At 73.6% G+C, this 21012-nt stretch carries 15 protein-coding genes; 7 read left to right on the forward strand and 8 right to left on the reverse strand.

The features are described from left to right. Window positions 1-2: 2 nt before the first annotated feature. The 3 genes from DVR05_RS16430 (at window position 3) to DVR05_RS16440 (ending at window position 4649) form a co-directional block, all read left to right on the forward strand. The gene (locus DVR05_RS16430; RefSeq protein ID WP_198659215.1) at window positions 3-2120 is read left to right on the forward strand and encodes a cation-translocating P-type ATPase; all 2118 of its coding nucleotides are present in this window, start codon (window positions 3-5) and stop codon (window positions 2118-2120) included. Next, on the forward strand, window positions 2117-2755 hold the full coding sequence (locus DVR05_RS16435; RefSeq protein WP_116246774.1) for an isoprenylcysteine carboxylmethyltransferase family protein: 639 nt from the start codon (window positions 2117-2119) through the stop codon (window positions 2753-2755). Before DVR05_RS16430 ends, DVR05_RS16435 begins: the two co-directional genes overlap by 4 nt. 385 nt (window positions 2756-3140) lie before the next feature. Further along, window positions 3141-4649: a hypothetical protein gene (locus DVR05_RS16440; RefSeq protein ID WP_116246775.1), complete on the forward strand. Its 1509-nt coding sequence runs from the start codon at window positions 3141-3143 to the stop codon at window positions 4647-4649. A gap of 87 nt (window positions 4650-4736) precedes the next feature. Here the strand turns inward: DVR05_RS16440 and DVR05_RS16445 are convergent, their stop codons facing one another. Next, window positions 4737-5498, reverse strand: a complete 762-nt coding sequence (locus tag DVR05_RS16445) for an SDR family oxidoreductase (RefSeq protein WP_116246776.1) — start codon at window positions 5496-5498, stop codon at window positions 4737-4739. A 133-nt stretch (window positions 5499-5631) separates the two neighbouring features. Between DVR05_RS16445 and DVR05_RS16450 the strand changes: the two genes are divergently transcribed. Then, a complete protein-coding gene (locus DVR05_RS16450; protein WP_116246777.1) occupies window positions 5632-8700 on the forward strand; it encodes a BTAD domain-containing putative transcriptional regulator in 3069 nt (1022 codons plus the stop codon). Between the two features lie 139 nt (window positions 8701-8839). Further along, window positions 8840-9034 carry a glyoxalase/bleomycin resistance/extradiol dioxygenase family protein gene (locus tag DVR05_RS16455; RefSeq protein ID WP_116246778.1) on the forward strand — a complete coding sequence of 65 codons (195 nt, stop codon included), beginning with the start codon at window positions 8840-8842 and terminating at the stop codon, window positions 9032-9034. A gap of 63 nt (window positions 9035-9097) precedes the next feature. On the opposite strand, the gene DVR05_RS16460 is transcribed toward DVR05_RS16455, so the two are convergent. The 5 genes from DVR05_RS16460 to bla all read right to left on the reverse strand — a co-directional run bounded on the left by DVR05_RS16460 (window position 9098) and on the right by bla (window position 12529). Continuing rightward, window positions 9098-9445 (reverse strand): DUF3817 domain-containing protein, encoded by a 348-nt coding sequence (locus DVR05_RS16460; protein ID WP_116246779.1) that lies wholly within the window; start codon window positions 9443-9445, stop codon window positions 9098-9100. 206 nt (window positions 9446-9651) lie between these two features. Beyond that, on the reverse strand, window positions 9652-9858 hold the full coding sequence (locus DVR05_RS16465) for a DUF5988 family protein (RefSeq protein WP_116246780.1): 207 nt from the start codon (window positions 9856-9858) through the stop codon (window positions 9652-9654). A gap of 123 nt (window positions 9859-9981) precedes the next feature. Next, entirely contained in the window at window positions 9982-10602 is a 621-nt protein-coding gene (locus DVR05_RS27075; RefSeq protein ID WP_198659216.1) for a hypothetical protein, read from the reverse strand. Window positions 10603-10730: 128 nt separating this feature from the next. Further along, a complete protein-coding gene (locus DVR05_RS16480) occupies window positions 10731-11333 on the reverse strand; it encodes an HAD family phosphatase (protein ID WP_116246781.1) in 603 nt (200 codons plus the stop codon). A gap of 239 nt (window positions 11334-11572) precedes the next feature. Further along, window positions 11573-12529: a class A beta-lactamase gene (bla, locus tag DVR05_RS16485; protein ID WP_198659217.1), complete on the reverse strand. Its 957-nt coding sequence runs from the start codon at window positions 12527-12529 to the stop codon at window positions 11573-11575. 306 nt (window positions 12530-12835) lie between these two features. On the opposite strand from bla, the gene DVR05_RS16490 reads away from it, so the two are divergent. After that, the gene (locus DVR05_RS16490; protein ID WP_116246783.1) at window positions 12836-14065 is read left to right on the forward strand and encodes a hypothetical protein; all 1230 of its coding nucleotides are present in this window, start codon (window positions 12836-12838) and stop codon (window positions 14063-14065) included. Continuing rightward, on the forward strand, window positions 14062-14997 hold the full coding sequence (locus DVR05_RS16495; RefSeq protein WP_116246784.1) for a carbohydrate kinase family protein: 936 nt from the start codon (window positions 14062-14064) through the stop codon (window positions 14995-14997). The genes DVR05_RS16490 and DVR05_RS16495 overlap by 4 nt, the downstream gene beginning before the upstream one ends. A 1-nt stretch (window position 14998) precedes the next feature. On the opposite strand, the gene DVR05_RS16500 is transcribed toward DVR05_RS16495, so the two are convergent. Beyond that, complete coding sequence (locus DVR05_RS16500) at window positions 14999-17140, reverse strand: tetratricopeptide repeat protein (RefSeq protein WP_232832182.1); 2142 nt, start codon at window positions 17138-17140, stop codon at window positions 14999-15001. A 591-nt stretch (window positions 17141-17731) separates the two neighbouring features. Further along, a complete protein-coding gene (locus DVR05_RS16505; protein WP_116246786.1) occupies window positions 17732-20878 on the reverse strand; it encodes a BTAD domain-containing putative transcriptional regulator in 3147 nt (1048 codons plus the stop codon). Between the last annotated feature and the right edge of the window lie 134 nt (window positions 20879-21012).

Genomic DNA, 21012 nt, shown 5'->3' on the forward strand with positions numbered 1-21012 from the left:
CCGTGTCCGACCCGTGCTGCGGCGACGAGTCCCCCGAGCCGCCCCGGAACCGCCCGCTCCTGAACCCGCTACCCGTCCGGCCCTCCGCCGCGCCCGTCTCGGTGACCTGCTCCTGCTGCGCGGACGCGACGCGGGGAACCGAGCCGCCCCCCGAGGCGGCCGCCGACACCGACGGGTGCGGCGACCCCACCTGCTCCCCAGCCGATCCCGCGCCCGAGTCCGGGCCGGGCGCGTGGTGGGGCTCGACCGGTCTGCGTTGGGCGGCCCTGTCCGGGACGCTCTGGCTGGCCGGCGTTCTCACCGCCGGGCTGACCGACGTCCCCGTGGTCGCGACCGCGCTGCTGGCCGGAGCGATCGCGGCGGGCGGACGGACGTTCGTCCCCGGCACCCTGCGCGCGCTGCTGCGGGGCCGGTTGGGCGTGGGCACGCTGATGACCGTGGCCGCGGTCGGCGCGATCGCGCTGGGCGAGGTCGGCGAGGCGGCGATGCTCGCCTTCCTGTTCTCCCTGGCCGAGGCGTTGGAGGAGCACGCCGTGGCCCGCACGCGCCACGGGCTGCGGGCCCTGCTCGACCTCGTGCCGCCCCGGGCCACCGTGCTGCGCCGGGGCCGCGAGACCACCGTCGACCCCGCCGAACTCGCCGTCGGCGACCTGTTCCTGGTCCGCCCCGGCGAGCGCGTCGCCACCGACGGCGTCGTGCGCTCCGGCCGCTCCACCCTGGACACCTCGACCGTCACCGGCGAGTCGGTGCCCGTCGAGGCGACCGCGGGCACCGAGGTGTTCGCCGGGACGGTCAACGGCGGCGGCGCCCTGGAGGTCGAGGCCACCGCGCGGGTGGCCGACAACTCCCTGTCCCGCGTGGTGCACATCGTCGAGCGCGAGCAGGCCCGCAAGGGCGCCGCCCAGCGACTGGCCGCCCGGATCGCCCGCCCCCTGGTGCCGGGGGTCCTGGTCGTGGCGGCGTTCGTCGCCGCCGTCGGCTCCCTGCTGGGGGAGCCGGGGGTGTGGATCGAACGGGCCCTGGTGGTGTTGGTGGCCGCCTCCCCGTGCGCCTTCGCCATCTCCGTCCCCGTCACCGTGGTCGCCGCGATCGGCGCGGCCAGCCGCTCCGGGGTGCTGGTCAAGGGTGGGGCCGCGTTGGAGGTGTTCGGAACGGTGCGCCTGGTCGCCCTGGACAAGACCGGCACGCTCACCCGCAACGCACCGGTCGTGGTGGCCGTCGAACCCGCCCCCGGCCGCACCCGCCAGGAGGTCCTCGCGACGGCCGCCGCCCTGGAGTCGCGCAGCGAACACCCCCTGGCCGCCGCGATCCTGGCCGCCCATCCCGACCCCGAACCCGCCCGCGACGTGACGGCGGTGCCCGGCGACGGCCTGACCGGCACCCTGGACGGGGCTCCGGTCAGATTGGGCCGCCCCGGCTACGTCGACCCCGGCCCCCTGGAGCGGGTCGTGGCCGACCTCCAGGAACAGGGGGCCACGACCGTCCTGGTCGAGACCGCGGGCCAGGTCGTCGGCGCGATCGCGATCCGCGACGACCTGCGCCCCGAGGCCGCCGAGGCGGTCGCCGCACTCCACCGCACGGGGGTGCGCACCGTGATGCTCACCGGCGACAACGAACGCACCGCCCGCGCCCTGGCCGCCCGGGTCGGCATCGACGAGGTCCACGCCGACCTGCGCCCCGAGGACAAGGCGAGGCTGGTCGCCGAACTGCGACGGCACGGACCGGTGGCGATGGTCGGCGACGGCGTCAACGACGCCCCCGCCCTGGCCACCGCCGACGCCGGTGTGGCCCTGGGCGCCATGGGCGCCGACGCGGCCGTGGAGGCCGCCGACATCGCCCTCATGGGCGGGGACCTGCGCGCCCTGCCCCGCGCCCTGGCCCACGCGCGCCGCGCCAGGCGGATCATGCTCCAGAGCCTGGTGCTGTCGGCGGGCATCCTGCTCGTCCTCGTCCCGCTCTCCGCGTTCGGGGTGCTGGGCCTGGCCGCGGTGATCCTCATCCACGAACTGGCCGAGGTCCTGGTCATCGCCAACGGGGTCCGCGCCGGACGGCGGACTCCGGCCGCGCCCGCCGCCGCCACGGCCCGGGAGGCGTCCGAACAGACAAGGGAGAGGGTATGAACCTCATCGTCCTCGTGCTCTACCTGGTCGGGCTGGTGCTGGTGTTCGGCGTGCGCACCCTCCAGTCCTGGCGTGCCACCGGAGACACCCGGTTCCGCCGTCCGGACACCACCGCCTTCGGCGCCCCCTGGTGGGGCACGGTCCTGTTCGCCGCCGCCTGCCTGCTGGGAGCGGCGGCGCCGGTCACCGCGATCGCGGCCGGAACCTCCGCCCCCTCCCCTGCGGTGGCGTGGTTCGGGGTCGGGACCATGACCGCGGGGCTGCTCCTGGTCCTGGCCGCCCAGCGGGGCATGGGCGACTCCTGGCGGGTCGGAGTCCAGGAGGGGGAGAGCACCGAACTGGTCACCGGGGGGCTCTTCGCCCTCGTGCGCAACCCCGTCTTCACCGGTATGGCCGTCCTGCTCGCCGGGATGGTCGTCGCGCTGCCCGGAGCGCTCTCCGTCGCTGCCCTGGCGGTCCTGGTCATCGCGGTGCAGGTGCAGGTGCGACTGATCGAGGAGCCCTATCTGCTGAGCGCGCACGGCGCGGCCTACCGCTCCTACGCGGCGCGCACCGGCCGGTTCCTCCCGCTGCTGGGGCGCCTGGCACCCCCCGGACGCGATTCCGGTCGACGGGGTGGTTCCCGACCCCGGTGACGGCGGGAGAACCGCCGCGCCAGCCCTTCCGTGAACACCCTTCACGATTCCCGTCGCCGTCCGTGCGCCGATCGGGCGTTCCCGTTCACGATCCGTCTGCCCGCTGGTCGCCTTCCCGACCAGCGGGCACGGCGGTGGAGAAGCGGAACGCGCTGTCGGACGGCGCATGGTCGGACTTCTTTCACGCGCGTATCTCTGGAAACCCTCGTCATTGATGGGCGCTGACGGGAAACGTAAACTCCGCTGTGTGACACCGCGTGGAGAGCGCGACTGCGTGCCGACGCGTGGCCGCGACCCCGTCGCGTCCCGAGCCCCAACGCGTCCCTTCTGGCGATCCTGACGACGACCGGCGTGATCGACACCGACGATGTGGGGGAACGGGACGTTGACGACCACGAACGGCGGGGAAGACTCCACCCTGCACCAGATCCACTTCGGTCACCGGCAGAGCAACCTGTTGGGGCGGGGGTTCGGACCCACCGCCACGTCGTGGCGCGAGACCGACGACGGCCACCGGAGGCTGACCCACTGGTACACGCGGCTGAACGGGGTCGTCGACCCGGGGGCCGCCTCCGGGGAGGCGGAGGGCGGCTACTGGTACCGGTGGTACGACGACCAGCAGGGCGCACTGGTGTACCGCCTGCCCGAGGACCCGGGCCGCGACGGTCACGGCGACACGGCCAGGGCCCTGGTGGGGCGGACGATCACGCCGTCACCGGCGCTGGTGTTCGCCGCCCGCGGTTGGCCGGGGGAGCCCTCCGCGCCGCCCGGGACCTGGGGGGCGCTACGCCCGGTCCCCGCCCTCACCCACGACGACGTCGGGGCCGACAAGGCCGCCCTCACCACCGACGCCCTGGACAGTGCCGGGCTGCTCACCCTGGTCACGGCGGTGCTGGCCGACCCCTTCACCCCCGTGGACGTCCTCACCGCCCACGGGGACGGGGTGCTGGGACAGCGGGACCGCCTGGTGCTGCTGTGGGGGGTGTACCAGACGCTCCACGGGATCCTGGGGCGGGCCAGGGACCCCCGTTTCCCGGGTGTCGACTGGTCGTTCAGCACCTACGAGCCCTGGCCGACACGGCCGGGGGAGCACACGGAGCGGCCCCGGATCGCCTTCCGGCCGCCGCCCCCGGGCGGCGCGCCGGTCGACGGCGCGCGTGTCGTCGACCTGGCGGCTCCGGCCGGGCGGGACCAGCACCACCGTGTCGTCGCCCGGTGGCTGATCGGCCGCCTCGACACCGGTGCCGAGGTCCTCGGCGAGGACGAGTGGAGCCGGGTCCAGGCCCGCGGGAACGGCGCCGACGCCTACGCGGCCCTGCTCGACCTGCTCCACGATCGGGCCGAACGGGAGGGCGCGGGCTCCGCGTCGCCGGGACGGACGAGGACCACGCGGCGGGTGGGTGTCGGCGCGCCACCGGCGCCTCCGGGCTGGGAGGAACCCGGTGATCGGCTCCGGGAGCGGCCCGAGCGGACCCGGGACGAGCCCACCGAGCGGACCCGGACCGAACGGGAGGGCGCGGAGGACACCGAGGAACTCCCGCCGCGCCGGGACGCCGTCGAACGGACCGCCGAGGAGCCCGTCCCCGGCGGCGGCGCGGCGGACCGGACCGGGGCGCCCCCTCCGGGCGGCACGCAGGACCCGGGCGCGGACCCGCAGCTGGCGCTGTTGATGAGGATGATCGCGGGCGCTCGGGAGAACGAGGTGCTGGAGAAGGCCGTGAACGCGGTCGTGCACCGGCTCAACCCGGGTTTCATGGGGGAGATGGTGGTCGAGTCGGACACCCGGTACCGGCGGTTCTCCCTCACCACCACCCGCGCGTTCCTCGCCGTGGCGGGTGCGGCGCTGGTCCTGTTCGTCGTCTGTGTCGTCCTGCTGGCGCTCCTGGTCGGCTGACCGCACGTGCGCGGCCGCCGTGCCGCCCCCGCGGACACGGCGGCCGCTCCGACCGGGCGTCGCGTCCGCGGGGTTCCCCGACCCCGACTACAGTTCCGCGCTCAGCCCCAGCCCCAGCCCGCCGTCGACCAGGATCTCCTGACCCGAGGTGAAGGTCGCCTCGAACCCGAGGAAGAGCACGGCCCGGGCGACCTCGGCGATGGTGCCGTGGCGGCCCATGGGGGTGGCCTCGTCGCCGACGCGCATGAACTCGGCGCGCTGCTCGTCGGTCAGACCGGGGACACCCATGCTCGGGGTGTCGATGAACCCCGGGGCCACCGAGTTCACCCGGATTCCGCGCGGCAGCAGTTCGGAGGCCAGCACCCGGCCGAAACCGAGCAGGGCCGCCTTGGTGCCGGTGTACACGCTCATGCCCACGGCACTGCTCACGTTGGTCACGGAGGTGGTGAACACGATCGCCCCGTGGTCGGCGATCAGGGGAAGGAGCCGCTGGACGGTGAAGAAGGCGCCCCTGGTGTTGACACCGAACATCCAGTCGTAGGTCTCCTCGGTGACCTCGGTGACCGGCGCCATGCCCGACACCCCCACGTTGACGTGGAGGAAGTCGATCCCGCCGAGGTGCTCGCGCACCGTCACGGCGAGGGCGTCGATGTCGGCCAGGTCCGCCGCGTCCGAGCGCACCACCCGTACCCCGGGGCCGAGCTTGGCGCGCGCCTCCTCCAGGTTCTTCTCGTTGCGCCCGGTCACCAGCACCCGCGCGCCACCGGCCACGAGTTCCTCGACCACGCCCAGACCCATACCGTGCGTCCCGCCGATCACCACGGCCCGCCTGCCCTCGTAGACACCCATCGCACATCTCCGTCCTTCGACTCCGTCCGTGCGGCCGCTCGGCCGCCGGCTGACGTCCCCACGGTGTCCGCCGTCGCCACGGTTTCCCCACGGGTCCGCCACGGGTCCGCCCGTGGGCCGCTACGTTGGGGGCATGCGATTCGGGGTGCTGGGGCCGCTGGGGGTGTGGACCGACGACGGCGTGCCCGTCCGCGTCCGCGACACCAAGGTCCGGGCCCTGCTCGCCGCGCTCCTGCTGGCGGAGGGGCGGATGGTCACCGTCGACCACCTCGTCGACGTCCTGTGGGGCGACTCCCCGCCCGCGCGCCCCACCGCCGTGCTCCAGGCCCGGGTGTCCCAGTTGCGCGGCGTGCTGGACCGGGCCGAACCCGGCGCCCGCGCCCTGGTGCGGTACCGTGCCCCCGGCTACGCGCTGCGGGCCGACGACGTGGACGCCGCGCGCTTCGCCGCGCTCGTCCGCCAGGCCCGGAACGGCTCCGACCCCTGCTCGCGGGCGGACCTGCTGACCCGGGCCCTGGACCTGTGGCGCGGACCGGTCCTGGCCGAGTTCGCCGACACCGACGCGGTGCGTCCGGCGGCGGCCCGGTGGGAGGAGGCGCGGGTCACGGCGGTGGAGGACTGGGCCGAGGCCCGTCTCGAACTGGGCGAGTACGCGGCGCTGGCCGCCGACCTCGCCGCCGTCGTCGACCGGCACCCCTTCCGCGAACGGCTGCACGCCGCGTTCATCCGCGCGCTGTACGGGGCGGGCCGCCAGGGCGAGGCGCTGGCGGCCTATGAGCGGTTGCGCTCCCGGCTCGCCGAGGAGCTGGGGATCGACCCGGGCGCCGACCTCGTCGCCCTGCACCGCTCCCTCCTGAAGCAGGACCCCGTGCTCACCCCCGGACCGGCCGCCCACGCGCCGACCGGCAACCTGCCCGCTTCCGTCAGCGACCTGGTGGGACGCGAGGAGCGGCTGCCCCGGCTGGTCGCGCTCGCCCGGGAGCGGCGGCTGGTCACCCTGACCGGTCCCGGCGGGGTCGGCAAGACCCGACTGGCCCTGGCCGCGGCCGCCCGGCTCGCCGACACCGCGGCCGTGGGCGGCGCGTGGCTCGTCGAACTCGCCCCCCTGCCCGCGGACGGGGATCCCGTGGGGGTCCTGGCGGCGGTGCTCGGCGGACGCGACGACCTCGGCCCCTCCCCGTTCGAGCGGGTCGTCGACCTGCTGCGCGGAAGGCGGGCCCTGGTCGTGCTCGACAACTGCGAACACGTGGTCGCGTCCGTGGCCGACACCGTCGCCCGGCTGCTGCGCGAGGTGCCCGACCTGACCGTCCTGGCCACCAGCCGGGTCCCCCTGGACGTGGCGGGGGAACGGCGGTTCGTCGTGCCGCCGCTGGACCTGCCCCCGGACACGGACGACACCGAGGAGCTCGCCCGGTCCGGAGCGGTGCGGCTCTTCACCGCACGGGCGCGCGACGCGGTTCCCGCGTTCACGCTCGACGCGCGCACCGCCTCCGCCGTCGCGGTGGTCTGCCGCCGCCTGGACGGCATCCCCCTGGCCCTGGAGCTGGCCGCCACCCGCTTGCGGCACATGGGTGTGGACGAACTCGCCGCCCGGCTCGACGACCGCTTCGCCCTCCTGGGCATGGGCCGTCGCGACGCCCCCGCGCGGCAGCGCACCCTGCGCGCGACGATCGACTGGAGCTGGGAACCGCTCCCCCCCGTGGAACGCCGGGTGCTCGCCCGCCTGGCGGTCTTCGCCGACGGGTGCGACCTGGCCGCGGCCGAGGCCGTGTGCGCCGACGCCGAGGGCGCCGTCCTGGACACGGTCGGCGCGCTCGCCGACCGTTCCCTGGTCGTGGTCGCGGACCGCCCGGACGGGACCCGCTACCACCTGCTGGAGTCGGTGGCCGCCTACGCCCTCGACCGCCTGGAGGAGGCGGGCGAGACCCGCCGCTCCAGGCTGCGGCACGCCCTCCACTTCGCGGACGTCGCCGAACGCGCCGACGCGGCGCTGCGCGGGTCGGCTCAGCGGTCCTGGTTGGAACGCCTGGACCGCGAGGCCGCCAACCTGCGCGCGGCCCTGGACACCGCCGTGCGGGAGGCCGACGCGGACCTGGCCCTGCGGTTGGCCGACGCCCTGTGCTGGTACCGCTACCTGCGCGGCAGGACCGGTGAGTCACGGCGGGCGCTGGACCGCGCGCTGGCGCTGCGGGGCGGCTCACCCGGCGCGCGGGCGCGCGCCCGGGTGTGGCGGGCCGCCCTCGCGGACCCCGAGGACGTTCGGCTCCGGGACGAGGCGCGGCGGACCCTGCCCATCGTCTCGGGCACCGCCGCCCGCGTCCGGTTGGCCTGGTTCCTGGAGATGACCAGGTGGGGGCTGGGCGACACCGATCAGGCCACGCGGTGTGTCCGCGCCGCGCACGAGGAGGCCGTCGCGGCGAAGGACCCGTGGGGCGCCGCGGTCACCAGGATCCAGCTCGCGGACGCCGCCCACCAGCGGGGTGACCTGGACGTGGCGCTGGCGTTGGCGGAGGAGGGGGAGCAGGACATGCGTGCCCTCGGCGACCGCTGGGGACTGCTCCGGGCCGCGAACGTGAGCGCGGCGGTGCTGGAGGCGCTCGGCGACCTGGACGGGGTGGCCGTCCGCCACGAGGAGGGCAGGCGCATCGCCGAGGAGCTGCGGCTGTGGACGGTGGTCGCCCGCGCCCTCTCCGGCCTCGGGCGCGTGGCGCTGCTCCGCGGTGACCTGGACCGGGCGGTGGAACTGCTCACCAGGGCGCGGGGGATCGCGGCCGAACACGCGGACGCGCTGGGCGAGCAGTTCGCCGACGCCGGGCTGGCACTGGTGGCGCGGCGTTCGGGTGACCTCGGGCGCGCCGAACGGCTGCTGCACCGGTGGCTGGACTGGAACCGCCGGGCCGGCAGCCGGGTCGGGCTGGCGTTCATCCTCACCCAGCTGGGGTACGTCGCCGAGCAGCGCGGGGACGCCGAGCTCGCCCTGGCCCGGCACGAGGAGGCGCAGGGGGCGGCCGAGGAGAGCGGTGACCCCCGGGCGGTCGCGCTCGCGCTGGAGGGCCAGGCGGGCGCGTACGCCCTGATGGGGGACACGGAGCGGTCCGAGAAGCTGCTGTCCGAGGCCGAGGCGCTGCGCGAGCGGTCGGGCGCGCCGCTGACGGCGGCCGAGCGCGTGGACGTGGACCGGATCGGGCTGCGGCCAGGGTGAGGGGGCCGACCCCGCGGGCGGCACCGCTCCGACGGGCGCTGGCGGCACCGCCCGCGGAGGGCCGTGCCCCGGTCACTCCGTCGGTGTGGGGCGTCGGTGTCGGACAGCCCGGTTCGCGATCCGCCCGCCCCTGCCCGGGGTGGACCTGGACTCCGCCACCACCCCCGGCCTCGGTGTCGCGCTGTGGCTGAAGTGCGACGACGCGCCCGCACTGCACGACGCGCTGGTCGCGGCGGGGGTGCGCGTCGCCCGGCCTGTCGCACCGAGCCCGTCCGGTCCGCACCTCGCCTTCGTGGACCCGGAGGGTTACGTCGTCACCGTCCACGGCGGCTGAGCGCCCCGGACACGACGGGGGGACCGCGACGCCGTCGCGGTCCCCCCGGGGGTTCGTCGGCGCTCAGCCGACCGCTTCGGGGGTCCGGTCGCCCTCGGTCGGACGGTCGAGTCGGCCGGTGCGGCGCAGCCACCACTCCGCGGGCAGCGTGCCCAGGGGAGGGATGGAGGCGGCCAGCGCCACCAGGGTCGGCCACAGGCCCCACCGCAGGTGCAGCGCGGCCGCGACGGTGAGCACCACGTAGAGCATGAACGCGCCGCCGTGCAGCGGCCCGAACACGTGCACGCCGGTCTCGTCACCGTTGCCCAGGTACTTGAAGCCCATACCGACCAGCAGCCCGGCCCAGGTCACCGCCTCGACCACCGCCACCACGCGGAAGGCCGTCGCTGTCAGTCGCGGTTCGATGCTCACTGGAGTTCCCCGGGGTCGTCTGCGCTGGACACACAACGTCCCGGCGCTCGACGGCCGGGACCGGTCCCAGGTTAGGCCACCCCCGCGCGCACTCCCGCCCGGGGTACGGGGTAGGCGGGGCCACTCCCGGTCGATCAGGGGAGGCGGCGGAGGCGGTCCGTGAGCCGCCTCCGCCGCCGTGGGCGCCGAGGACCGGCACCCGAACTTCAGGAGGCCATCTCGGTGCGTGAGGTCCACTCGTAGACGGGCAGGTCGCCCTCGTCCGTGTACCGGTGCCGTGCCGTCGCGGAGAAATGCTCATAGCCCCCGCGGAACGGGATTTTGACCTCGTCGCCCGCGCGCGGGGCGGGCACGATCCGGTGTGGAAGGTCCTTCGGCCCGCCTTCCAGGACCGCCTTCTGTTTCTCGTTCATACGACCAGACTGGCACGCACCCGAGAGGGTGTCACGGACCACACCGCTGCCTTTGTCCAGGTGGGAGGGGTGAGAACGGCAGTGCCCCGTCGGAGGCCGACGGGGCACTGACTGCTCGGGAACCTACATCTCCACCATCGGGCGCTCCTCGGCGGAGACCTCCTCGGCGGGTGCGGCCTCCTCCGGAGCGACGGCCTCGGCGGGCGTCGCCTCCGCGGGTGCGGCCTCAGCCGGAGCAGCCTCGGCGGGGGCCTCAGCCGGGGCAGCCTCGGCGGGGGCGGCCTCCGCGGCCTCCGCGGGCGCCCCCTCGGCGGTGCCCTGCTCGGCGGACGCCGCCTCGTCCGGGGCCGCCTCAGCCGGGGCGGACCCCAGAACGATGACCGACTGGGCCTGCGGGTGCAGGTCGCGGATGGTGTCGCCCGCGGCGACGTACTCGACGGCCTGCGCCCGGCCGTTGGTCTCGAACTGCTCGCAGGCGTTCCGGATGAGGATGACGGGGGACTCCGTGTTGTTCGTGAACCTGTAGAACTCCGTCGTCCGCTCCTCGGCGCGCACCTCCTCCGGCACGGCGTGGCAGGACCCCGGCGCCGCGTCGGCGATGACGTGCTCCGTGGTCGTGAGCTTGCTCCAGTCGATGACCTCGAAGGTCAGGGTGCCCTCCGCGGCGTGGGCGGGGGTGGTGACGGACAGGGCCAGCGCGCAGGCGGCGAGACTCGTAGCGGCGGCAGTGGAGTAGCGGGCCACAGTCATCCCTTTCTGTGATTGATTAACTACACACAGTTATGCAGACACCTAGACCAGTATCACGAACAGGTCACGAATACGACGAGGAACCACCGGTCGTCCCAAGGTCGGGCCGCGACGGCCCGAGGTCACGCCCGCCCGGACAGGTGCTCCCGCAGCGCGCGCAGGGACGTGAACCGGTGCCCCCGCAGCCCCAACCCGATCGCGGCCCGCACGTTGGTCTCGCGGTCGTCGACGAACAGCACCCGCTCGGCGGGCACCTCCAGACGCTCCAGGGCCCACTCGAACGCCTCCGGTTCGGGCTTGGCCCTGCGGATCCGGCTGGACAGGCCCAACACCGAGAACGGCTCCAGCACCCGCGCGTGGTGGTGGCCGAAGTAGTCGGCGATCTCCGCGGGGATGTTGGACAGCAGCCCCAGCCGCGTCCCCTCCGCGCCCAGCCCGGTGACGAACGCGACCATCTCCTCGTCCACGCGCGACCAGCTCTCCACGTCGAGCGCGATCAGCCGCCGGATCGCCTCCTCGCCGAACGGCACGCCCAGGCGCTCGGACACCGTCGTCCAGTACGCGGGCCCGTCCAGGTCGCCGCGGTCGTAGGCCCGGCGCGGATGCCAGTACGCCGACCAGAAGTCCGGTCCAGCCACACCGGCCGCCCGCTCCAGGGCGACACGGCCCTCGGGGGACTGGTCCCGGGCGATGACCCCGAACATGTCGAAGAGCACGGCGTCCACGGATCGACCTCCTGTCGCTTGGGATCCGACCACCCTAGCCGCCGCGCCCCCGCGCCCCCGGGGCTGCTCCGGGCCGGACCGGGGATCACGGCGCGACCCGCTCCCGGGCCAGGGACCTCCAGGGCACGTCCCCGGGGACGGCGTCCGTGAGGACCTCGTCCACGGTCGCACCCAGCCCCCGGTTCGAGCCGCGGCGGATCCCCTGCCGTCGGAACCCCGCCCTCTCGTGGGCGCGGCCCTCACCGCCCCCGGGTGAGGGCTCCGACCGCCACCTCCGTGGCCCGCGCGACGAGGGCGTCGTCGTACCCCGCGCCCGCCTCGTCGCGGCTGGACATGACCGCCAGGACGACGGGGTCGCCCTCCGGAGGCCACAGCACGCCGATGTCGTGCCGGGTGCCGTAGCCGCACGCGCCGGTCTTGTCCCCGACCGCCCAACCCTCCGGAGCCCCGGCGCGGATCAGATCGTCGCCGGTGGTGTTGGAGCGCATCATGTCCACCAGGACGGCCCTGCGGTCCTCGGGCAGGACCTCACCCAGCGCGAACGCGCGCAGGCTCGCGGCCATCGCACGCGGGGTGCTGGTGTCGCGGTCGTCGCCCGGAACCGCCTGCGCCATCTCCGGTGCGAACCGGTCCACACGGGTGACGTCGTCGCCGATCCCGCGCAGGGCCTCGGTCAGCCCCTCCGGTCCGCCGAGCTCCGCCAGGAGCAGGTTGGCGGCGGTGTTGTCACTGTGGCGCAGCGCGGCGTCGCCCAGCTCGCGCAGCGTCATGCCGGTGGACACGCGCTCCCGGGCGACCGGGGAGTGGAAGACCAGGTCGGCCCCGGAGAAGGTGACGACCCGGTCGAGCTCGTCGACCGGTGTCCGGTCGAGCACGGCGCCGAAGGCCAGGACCTTGTAGGTGGAGCAGTGGGCGAACCGTTCGTCGGCCCGGAACTCCACCGCCTGCCCCGTGCCGGTGTCGAGCGCGTGGACGCCGAGCCGGGCACCGAACTCCTCCTCAAGCCGTGTGAACTCCGCGTCCATCCGCGGGGGGTCGGGCGGTGTGAGGGGCCGGGAGGTCTCAACGGTTCCGGTCGGTGACGGCGGAGCGCCGCGATCCGCCGGGCCGTCGGGGGGCGAGCAGGCGGCGAGCGGGATCGACGCGACCGCCAGCAGTACGGCCGACGCGACGCGTCGAGTCGTGGACCACGGCACCGCCAGGCACCTTCCCTTCGTGCGCGGACGCTGGCTCCCAGCAGTCTCGCGGCTGACGGGCGCGCTGTCGACGACGCCGACGGCACGGCGTGTACGTCCCCGGGGCCAGCGCACGCCCAGGCGTTCACCGCAGGCTGACGGGGAAACCCGTGCACAGGACGGCACCGCCCTGAACAGCACCGTCAGCCTCTGTCCAACCGCGTGTCCGGATCCGTCCAGGACCGTGTCCGGTGCCCTGTCCAGACCCGCTCCCGAACCTTCGTGTACCGCCCGCACCCCGTGGGCCGCACACGAAGGAGCAGACCCGTGAACGGATGGGTGCAGACCCCCGTCGGGACGGAACCGGAGAAGTGGACCACCTGGACCGGCTGCCGCCGCGTTCTGGCGATCGCTCGCACCGTCGCCGACACCCAGCGCCTCATGGATCCCGTCGCCACCCTCGCCCGCGACCCCCGAGTGCAGGTCGTGTTCACCGTCGCGCCCCGCGCGGCGTTCGGTGCTGGTGTCGAGAGGATCCTGGCCGGGATCGACGCCGCCGTCATCCCCTGGGAGCAGGCCCTCCACACCCGCTTCGACCTCGCCTTGGCCGCCAGTGTCGGCCGCGACCTCGACCTCGTGCGCGCCCCCGTCGCGCTCTTCGCGCACGGCGTCGGATTCAACAAGTACGTCCCCGTCTCACCCGCGCGGCGGCCCGACGCCTCCCGTGGCACCTACGGCCTCGGCCGCGACGGGCTGGTCCGCGGCGGCACGTTGGTCGCGGCCCGGGTCGCGCTCGCCCACTCCGACGAGGAACGCCGCCTCGCCGCCGCCTGTCCCGAGGCCGCCGATGCCGCCCGGGTCGTGGGCGACGCCGCCGCGGACCGGATCCTGGCCTCCCTCGACCGCCGTGACTGGTGCCGGGACCAGCTCGGCGTCGGCCCCGACGACCGCCTGGTGGTCGCCGCCTCGACCTGGGGTCGGGCCTCCCTGCTCGGCGCCCGTTCCCGGGTGCTGTGGCGCCTGGTCGCCGAGGCCCACAGGCAGGGCTGTCGAGTCGCCCTCCTCGTCCACCCCAACGTCCTCGCCGCGCACGGCCCCTGGCAGGTCCGGGAGTGGCTGAGCCCCTGGACCGATGCCGGGCTGCTCGCCGTCCCCACCGAGGCGGAGTGGCCCAGCGTCCTGGCCGCCGCCGACGCGGTCGTCGGTGACCACGGATCCACCACCGTCTACGCCGCCCTGACCGGGCGGCCCATGGCCCTGGCCACGGACGGCCACCGCGACGTCGACCCCGCCTCACCCATGGGGGAGGCGCTGAGGTCCGTTCCGCCCGCGGACGAAGGCGCCCCGCTCCTGGGCCAGCTCCTGCGCGAGGTGACCGACGGTGAGGCGCGCGCCCTGGCCTCGATCGCCTCCCGGGTCACCTCCCACCCCCGCCGCTTCGCCCACCGCGTCCGACCCGTCCTCTACGACCTGCTCGGTCTGCGCGAACCCGCCACCGAGCCCGCCGTGCGCCCCCTGCGCCCGCTCGGCCTGGACATCCCCGGAGGCCGGTCATGACCGACACACCGAGGATCGTGGTCGCCGGGGTGGCCAACCTGTGCACGGCCGCCCAGGTCGAGACCACCGCACCGGCCACCCCCGACCACAGGGGCTTCACCGATCACATGGTCACCGGGGTGAGCGGCGTGGGGGCCAACGTGGCCGCCACCCTCCGCCGACTGGGCACTGACGTCGACCTGTGCACCCTCGTCGGTGAGGACACCGCCGGGCGGGCCGTGCGCGCCGGGCTGGAACGGGAGGGCCTGCTCGGCCCCGGCTGCGTCCCGGCCGCCTCCTCCCCACTCGCGGTCAGCCTCGTCGGGGCGGACGGCCGCCAACTCGGGTACACCTTTCTCGGCCCACTCGCCGGGGCCGCCTACCCGACCGAGGTCTTCCTCGATCTGGTGAGCGGCGCTGACCTGGCGGTCCTCACCACGATCGGGTTCGCCCGGCCCCTGATCCACCACGCACGGCGCGCGGGCGTCCCGATCGCCGTGGACGTCCACGTCATCGCCGACATCCACCGTCCCGAGCAGCGGGCCTGGCTGCACAGCGCCGACATCCTGTTCTGTTCCCACGAACGGCTGCCCGGCCCGCCCCGCGAGTGGATCCGGCAGGTCTTCGACACCTATCCGGGGTGCGCGGTCGCCGGCGTGGGCAGGGGGTCCGACGGGGCCGTGGTGGGACTCCGGGACGGCACCCTCGTCAGCGCGCGGACGGACCCACCCCGCCCCCTGGTCAACACCGTGGGCGCCGGGGACACCCTGTTCGCGAGCTTCCTCCACGGCTGGGTGTCGGCGGGAAACCCGGTCCAGGCACTCCACGACGCCGTCCTGCACGCCAGTTGGGCGATCGGGGACCTCTTCCCCAACGACGGCCACCTGGAACGGGGGAACCTGAGCGAACTCGCGCACGCACACCCCGTCCAGGTCGACGTCGACCGCTGGTGACTCACACCCGGTCCAGTCCCGCCAGGCGCCGTTCGATACGGCTTCTGGCGGGATCGGCCGCTGGGAGCAGGTCCCGGGCCCGCTCGTACGAGCGTCGGGCCTCCTCGGTGTCCCCCCGGTCCTCGGCGAGACCTCCGAGCGCCTCCAGGGCCTCGCTCTCCCCGGAGACCGAATTCCACGCGCGCATCGCCGTCAGCGCACGGTCCAACTCGTTCCGGGCCCGGCCGGGGCGCCCCAGCGCGCCCAGGGCGGAGCCGAGGGCGACCCGGATCCTGGCCTGGTTGTAGCCGTCCTCCTCCAGGAGAGGGAGGCCGCGTTCCAGATGGGGCAGCGCCTGATCGGCGTCGCCGTCCGCGAGGTGGGCGCGGCCGAGCAGGAGGAGGGTGATCGCCAGGTTGTGCTCGTCGCCGGTGCGTTCGTCCAGGGTGAGGGTATCGGTCAGGAGGTCGATCGCCTCGCGGACCCGGCCTGACCGGAGGGCCAGTGCTCCGCGCTGCTGCCGGGTGAGCGCGATGCGTGCGGTGTCCCCGAGTTCCCGCCACACGGCCTCGGCCCGGGTGAGGTCGGCCAACGCGGCGTCCGCGTCCCCCAGTTGCCGGTGGCCGCGGGCGCGTTTGTTCAGCATCCGGCCCTCGGAGCGCGTGTCGCCGAGTGCGCGCGCGGCGGCGATCGCGGGCGCGGTGGCACGCAACCAGAGGGAGGCGTACCCGCGGTGGAGGAAGAGCGGCCACAGGCCCTCGACCAGACGCAGCGCGTGGGCCTGGTGCCCGTTCTCGTTCGCGTACGCCGCCAGGGAGGCCAGGGTCTCCCGTTCGTCGTCCAGCCACGTGATGGCCTCGGCCGGGTCGGTGAAGACCGGATCGTCGGATGAGGCGGCCCCCGCGTAGGGGCGTAGAGCGGCGTCGGCCGCGGCGGACAGCGAGGCGAAGTCGCTGAGCAGCCGTTCGACGGCGGCGAGGCGTTCCTCGGGATCCTCCTGCGCGCGGGCCTTCTCCGCGGCGTGCAGGCGGAGGAGGTCGTGGAACCGGTAGCGGCCGTGGGCGCCTTCCGACAACAGGTGTTGGCGCGCCAGGTCGTCGAGCAGGACCTCCGCGTCCTCCTCGGGGACGGACGCCAGGCGCGCGGCGATCCGGGCGGTGATGTCGCGTCCCGGGTGCCATGCCAGGCGCCGGTACATCCGGGCGTGGTCGGCGTCGAGCGCGGTGACGGAGAGGTCGAACGCCCCGCGCACCGACGTGTCCTCGCCGATCCGTCGGCTGGCCTCGCTCAGCCGGTGCAGCCGGACCTCGGAGTCCTGGAGGCCGTGTTCGACCCGCGCCCATGACTGTTCGCGGTGGACGCTCTCGCCGACGGCGACGGCGCACATCGCCACGGGCAATCCTCCGCACAGGTCCGCGACACGGCGGATCGCCGCGCGTTCGTCCTCGCCGCTGGGCGAGCGGCCGCTCAGCCGGGTGAGGAGTTCGACCCCGTCGTCGGGGGCCAGCGGCGGGACGTCGACGAACGCGGCTCCGTCCATGCGCAGTCCCGCGAGGCGGACACGGGTGGTGACGAGGACGGTGGCGTGCTCCCCGCCGGGAAGCAGCGCCCGGACCTGGGCCGCGGAGAGGGCGTCGTCCAGCAGGAGGCAGACGCGCGCGTCGGCGGTGACCGACCTCCACCAGCCGGAGCGGGCGCTGAGGTCGGCGGGGACCGACCGCAGGTCGACCCCCATGGAGAGGAGGAGGGACTCCAGCACGTCGTGGGGGTCGGCGGGCGGTCCGGGGAGGAACCCCCGCAGGTCCACGAAGAGTTGGCCCCGTGCGCCCAGCTCCGGGTGCGTGCGGAGGTAGTGGGTGGCCAGGGCGGACTTGCCGACACCGGCGGACCCGGTGACCACGACCAGGGCGCAGCGGCCGTCGGCGTGTGCCGAGGAGACCGCCGTGTCGATGGCCTCGACCAGTCCGGGTCGGGGAAGGTAGACGGCGGGTGACGGGGGGAGCTGCCGAGGGTTCGCCGGTGCCGGTGGTGGGGGAGCGGTGATGTGAACACCGCCGTGCACCGTTCTGGCCTGGACGGAGATTCCGTGCACGTCGCCTTCGAGGCGGTTGCTGGTCGAAGGAAGGGAGGGGCCTGAGCGGTGGGTGTCGGGAGCGGAGTCCACGTTCCTCCGGGGAAAGTCGCTCTTACGAAGATCGGCGCACAGACGTCGTGTTCGGGACCGTATGAGTTTCGGTTGCTCCATAGAGTGTTATTCGGATTCCTGGAGAACTCAAGGGTCTGATGACGCCAAGTTGCGGCCGACTTTCGGAGCGTCATGTTCGTTTGCATGGTCAGATGCACGTGCACCTGCATGGGGTGGCAGTTATTGCTGGTGGTGGCGCTTTCGGGGTATGCGAAAGGCCCACCGCGGCATGCGGTGGGCCTCGTGTCCTATGGGGGCGGTTGGATCACATGGATGCGCTCAGCAGTGGCTCGGCGGCGTTCCAGGCCACGAACCACGTCGTGACTGAAAATAGCGCGAAGGTGTGCGTCGCGCATACCATTAACTTCCTCATCAATCCTCCGGGAAGATGGTTCCTCTGGCTTTTGGTCAGGGCAGAAGGAACCGCTTGTGGTGAGATGAGGGGGGCGCACTGGTAAGACCGGTGCGCCCCGTTTTCGTGCAGGATAAACCGCACGTTCGCCTCATCACGACATCTCCCGGAGATACTATCGAATCAGGGGCGATCCGACGGGTGATAAATGGTTGGGTTTATCCCGATAGTGGCGTTTCGAGAAGAGTGCGCACCACGTCGGCCTCGGGTGCGGCCAGTTCGTTATAGAGCCGTGCCGCCTTCTCCAGTTGGCGGCGACCGTCCTTCTGCTCGCCGAGGGCGTCGAGGTGCTGTCCCAGTGCGTGATGGGACCGCGCGGCCTCCTTGCGCAGGCCGTGATGGCTCGCGGTCTCCACCGCTTTTCGCAGTAGACGTGTGGCCGTCTCCTGGTTCCCGTCCGCCTGTTCCACCTGAGCCAGGCCGAGCAGTGCGTCGACCGTTACCGCTGGGGAGGAGAACTCGCCGAGGTCGAGGCTGAGTTGGAAGCAGGGGCGGGCGTCCTCGAAACAGTCCATCATCACGTGGGCCAGGCCCAGGGTGGTGCTCGCGGTGCTCCTCGACCAGGGGTCGTGGAACGACCGGAGGCAGTCCAGGGCGTTCGACAGGAACTCCACCGCCTGTTCGGGGCGTTGCCGGTGAAGGGCCAGTTCGCCCAGGTTCCCCCAGGCCATGACCATTCTGCGATGGTCGCTCCGTCGGAGGGCACTGTCCAGGACCTCTTGGCAGAGGTTCCCGGACTCGCGGTGGTAGCCCAGTTGTTGCAGGGCACCCGCGAGGTTCAACTGGAGGTCCGGCAGGGTGTGCGGGTCGGGTGCGTGCCTGAGGATGCCGATGGCGTCGCTGAAGTCGGCTATGGCCTCGTGGAAGGCGCTTGTCATGAAGTGGCTCACCCCGCGGAACCTGAGCACGAAGATGATTCCCGGGCGGCTCCGGAGGACCTCGAACCTCTCTCCGCCCTCCTCCAGGAACGTCAGTGCCCGGTCATACCGTCCCGCGATGCAGTGGATCATGCCCCTCTGCGCGATGCTCCAGGCCACTCCCAGATCGTCGCCTGCCGCCGACCACCAGTCCTCGGCCGCTGCGTTGTGTGCCAGGGCGTCCCGGGGGTTCCCGACGCGCACCAGGGCGCGGGCCAGGTCGAAGCTTGCCCGGGCGGTCCCCCACGTGTCCCTTCGTTCCTGGTGCCAGGCCAGCGCGTGCTCGTGGATCGCGGGCGCGGTGTGCGAGGGTCCGTAGACGTCGAGGTGTTCGGCGAGGACGTGTGACAGGTCTGCGGCGACCTCACCCGGACCTTGGGTCTGGGCGTCACCGATCACGGTGAGCACGGTCGGCAGTTCGCGCCTGAACCACTCCTGTGCCCACTCCGGATCGCCGTCCGTCCGCTTCGCCCCCGGTCCGGCCTCGGTGGAGTCCCGGCCGGGGCGGTGCGGGTACAGGACCCGGTCCGCCCCGCGGCACGCCTCCAGGTAGGCGGTGTGCATACGCTTCCGCGCGGCCTGGACGGTATCGGTGGACAGTGTGGCCCGCGCCCTGTCGTAGGCGTAACCCTTGACGAGGGTATGGAACCTGAACCTATCTGGCTCATGTTCTTCCGCGAGGCTGGCACCCACGAGTTCGTCCAGCACACGACGGGAGGAGCCCCTGTCCCAGCCGATGAGCGCCTGGGCGATCGGCGCGCTGACGATCCTGGTCGGGTGCAGACCCAGGAGCAGGAACGCCTCGCGCGTCTCGGCGCTGACAGCTCGCAGAGCCAGGTCGAACACGCCCGCGATGTCGCGCTGACCCACGCGGAAGGCGTCGAGCCCGTGGTCGGACACGGGCGGCAGACGCCTGAGCATGTCGCGCGGCGACCAGCCGCGCAGCCGCAGCAGGGTGGCGATCAGCCGCATGGCGAGCGGTAGCCGACCACACCGGGTGATCACCTCCTCCATCGTCTCGGTGTCGGGGCCGTTCACGGGCTGGTCGCTGGCCGCGGCGAACATCTCCACGGACTCGGAGAGGGTGGGAAGCCCCAGCGGGAGGTGGGCCACATCGTCGAGTTCGGGGAGCTGGAACCGGCTCGTGACGATCACCGCGCACCGTTCGCCCGCGGGCAGCAGGGGGCGCACCTGCTCGGCGGTGGCCGCGTCGTCCAGGATCACCAGCGCGCGCATCGACCGCGTGTGCTCGTGCCACAGCGCCAACCGGTCGGGCAGCGACTCGGGGATGCGCTGGGCGGGCAGTCGCAGCAGTCGCAGGAGTTCGGTGACCGCCTCCTCCGGGGTGAGCGGCGGGAGCTGTTCGTGGTTGCCGCGCAGGTCCACGTCGATCCGCGCGTCGGGGAAGTCCTCGCCGACCCGGTGGGCGACGCGTGTGGCCAGGGTACTCTTTCCGATTCCCGCCATTCCGCTGACCACCCACACGCGAGGATGCTCCGACTCCTGTTCGCGAAGGTGCGTCGTGAGGATTTCGCACTCCTCGCTCCGGCCGCGAAAATATCCCGGATCGCGGCCGAGGTTGTTCGGCGCGGAGTTCTGTTTCTGGCCCTCGTTCGGCGTGCTCCGATTCTTCCTCTGCGGGGAGGGCGCGGACTCCTCCAGAAGGGCGTGGAACTCCGCCTGGACATCCCGGGAGGGGCTGGCCCCCAGTTTCTCCGACAACTGTTCCTGGAGTTCGTGGAAGGCCACGAGCGCGTCCGTGGTGCGCCCGAGCGCTCGCAGCGCGCGCAGGTGCCACAGGTGCAGCCGGTCGCTGGTGGGGTGGTGGACCAGGGCGTCGGCCAGGGTGGCGGCGACGCTGGCGGCGTCCCCGGTCTCCAGGGACAGCCGTGCCCACTCGCCGAGCGCCTCCTGGTGGGCGGTCCGCATCGTGGTCCTCATCCGCTCCATCCACCGCCCCGGCAGCCCGACCAGGGGCACGCCGGTCCAGAGGCGGAGGGCCTCCTCCAACGCCGAACGGGCCGCCGGGCGGTCCCCGGACCGGGCGAGCGCGGCGGCCCGGGACCTCAGCCTGCCCGCCAGTCCCCAGTCCAGATCCTCGGTGGCGAGGTGCAGGAGGTAGCCGCCGTCGGTGTGGGCGAGGACCGAGCGGTCGACTCCGGCCGCCTCCAGACGCCGCCGCAGCCGCGTCGCGTACGTGTGCAGAGTGCTTCGGAACGCCCTGGGCGGGGCGTCCTCCCAGAGCCGGTCGGCGAGTTCGGGGGCGGGGATCGGTTGGCCCTGCGCGAGGGCCAGGTGTGCCAGGAGTTCCCGTTCCCTGCCCGCCGGAAGTCTGATCTGGTGACCGCTGGACCTGAGGTGGATTTCTCCGAGTACGTAGAGCTGCACCGCCGCGTCCCTGTGTCGAGCCCATCCCCCTGATACAGGGTCGCATATTCGAGTGCGATGACAAGGGTCGGTTCCGGTTCCTTTGCGTGGCGGTTATATTTCCCCTGTTGCGTATTGGTAGCGTGCACGTGCAT

It is taken from the genome of Nocardiopsis sp. FIRDI 009, assembly GCF_003386285.1.
In the GTDB taxonomy this organism is placed as follows: Bacteria; Actinomycetota; Actinomycetes; order Streptosporangiales; family Streptosporangiaceae; genus Nocardiopsis.

Bases quoted from the DNA above. Each gene is read 5' to 3' on its own strand.
- DVR05_RS16495 (WP_116246784.1), top strand. From the start codon at position 14,062: ATGACCGACACACCGAGGATCGTGGTCGCCGGGGTGGCCAACCTGTGC.
- DVR05_RS16435 (WP_116246774.1), top strand. From the start codon at position 2,117: ATGAACCTCATCGTCCTCGTGCTCTACCTGGTCGGGCTGGTGCTGGTG.
- DVR05_RS16450 (WP_116246777.1), top strand. From the start codon at position 5,632: ATGCGATTCGGGGTGCTGGGGCCGCTGGGGGTGTGGACCGACGACGGC.
- DVR05_RS16465 (WP_116246780.1), bottom strand. From the start codon at position 9,858: ATGAACGAGAAACAGAAGGCGGTCCTGGAAGGCGGGCCGAAGGACCTT.
- DVR05_RS16445 (WP_116246776.1), bottom strand. From the start codon at position 5,498: ATGGGTGTCTACGAGGGCAGGCGGGCCGTGGTGATCGGCGGGACGCAC.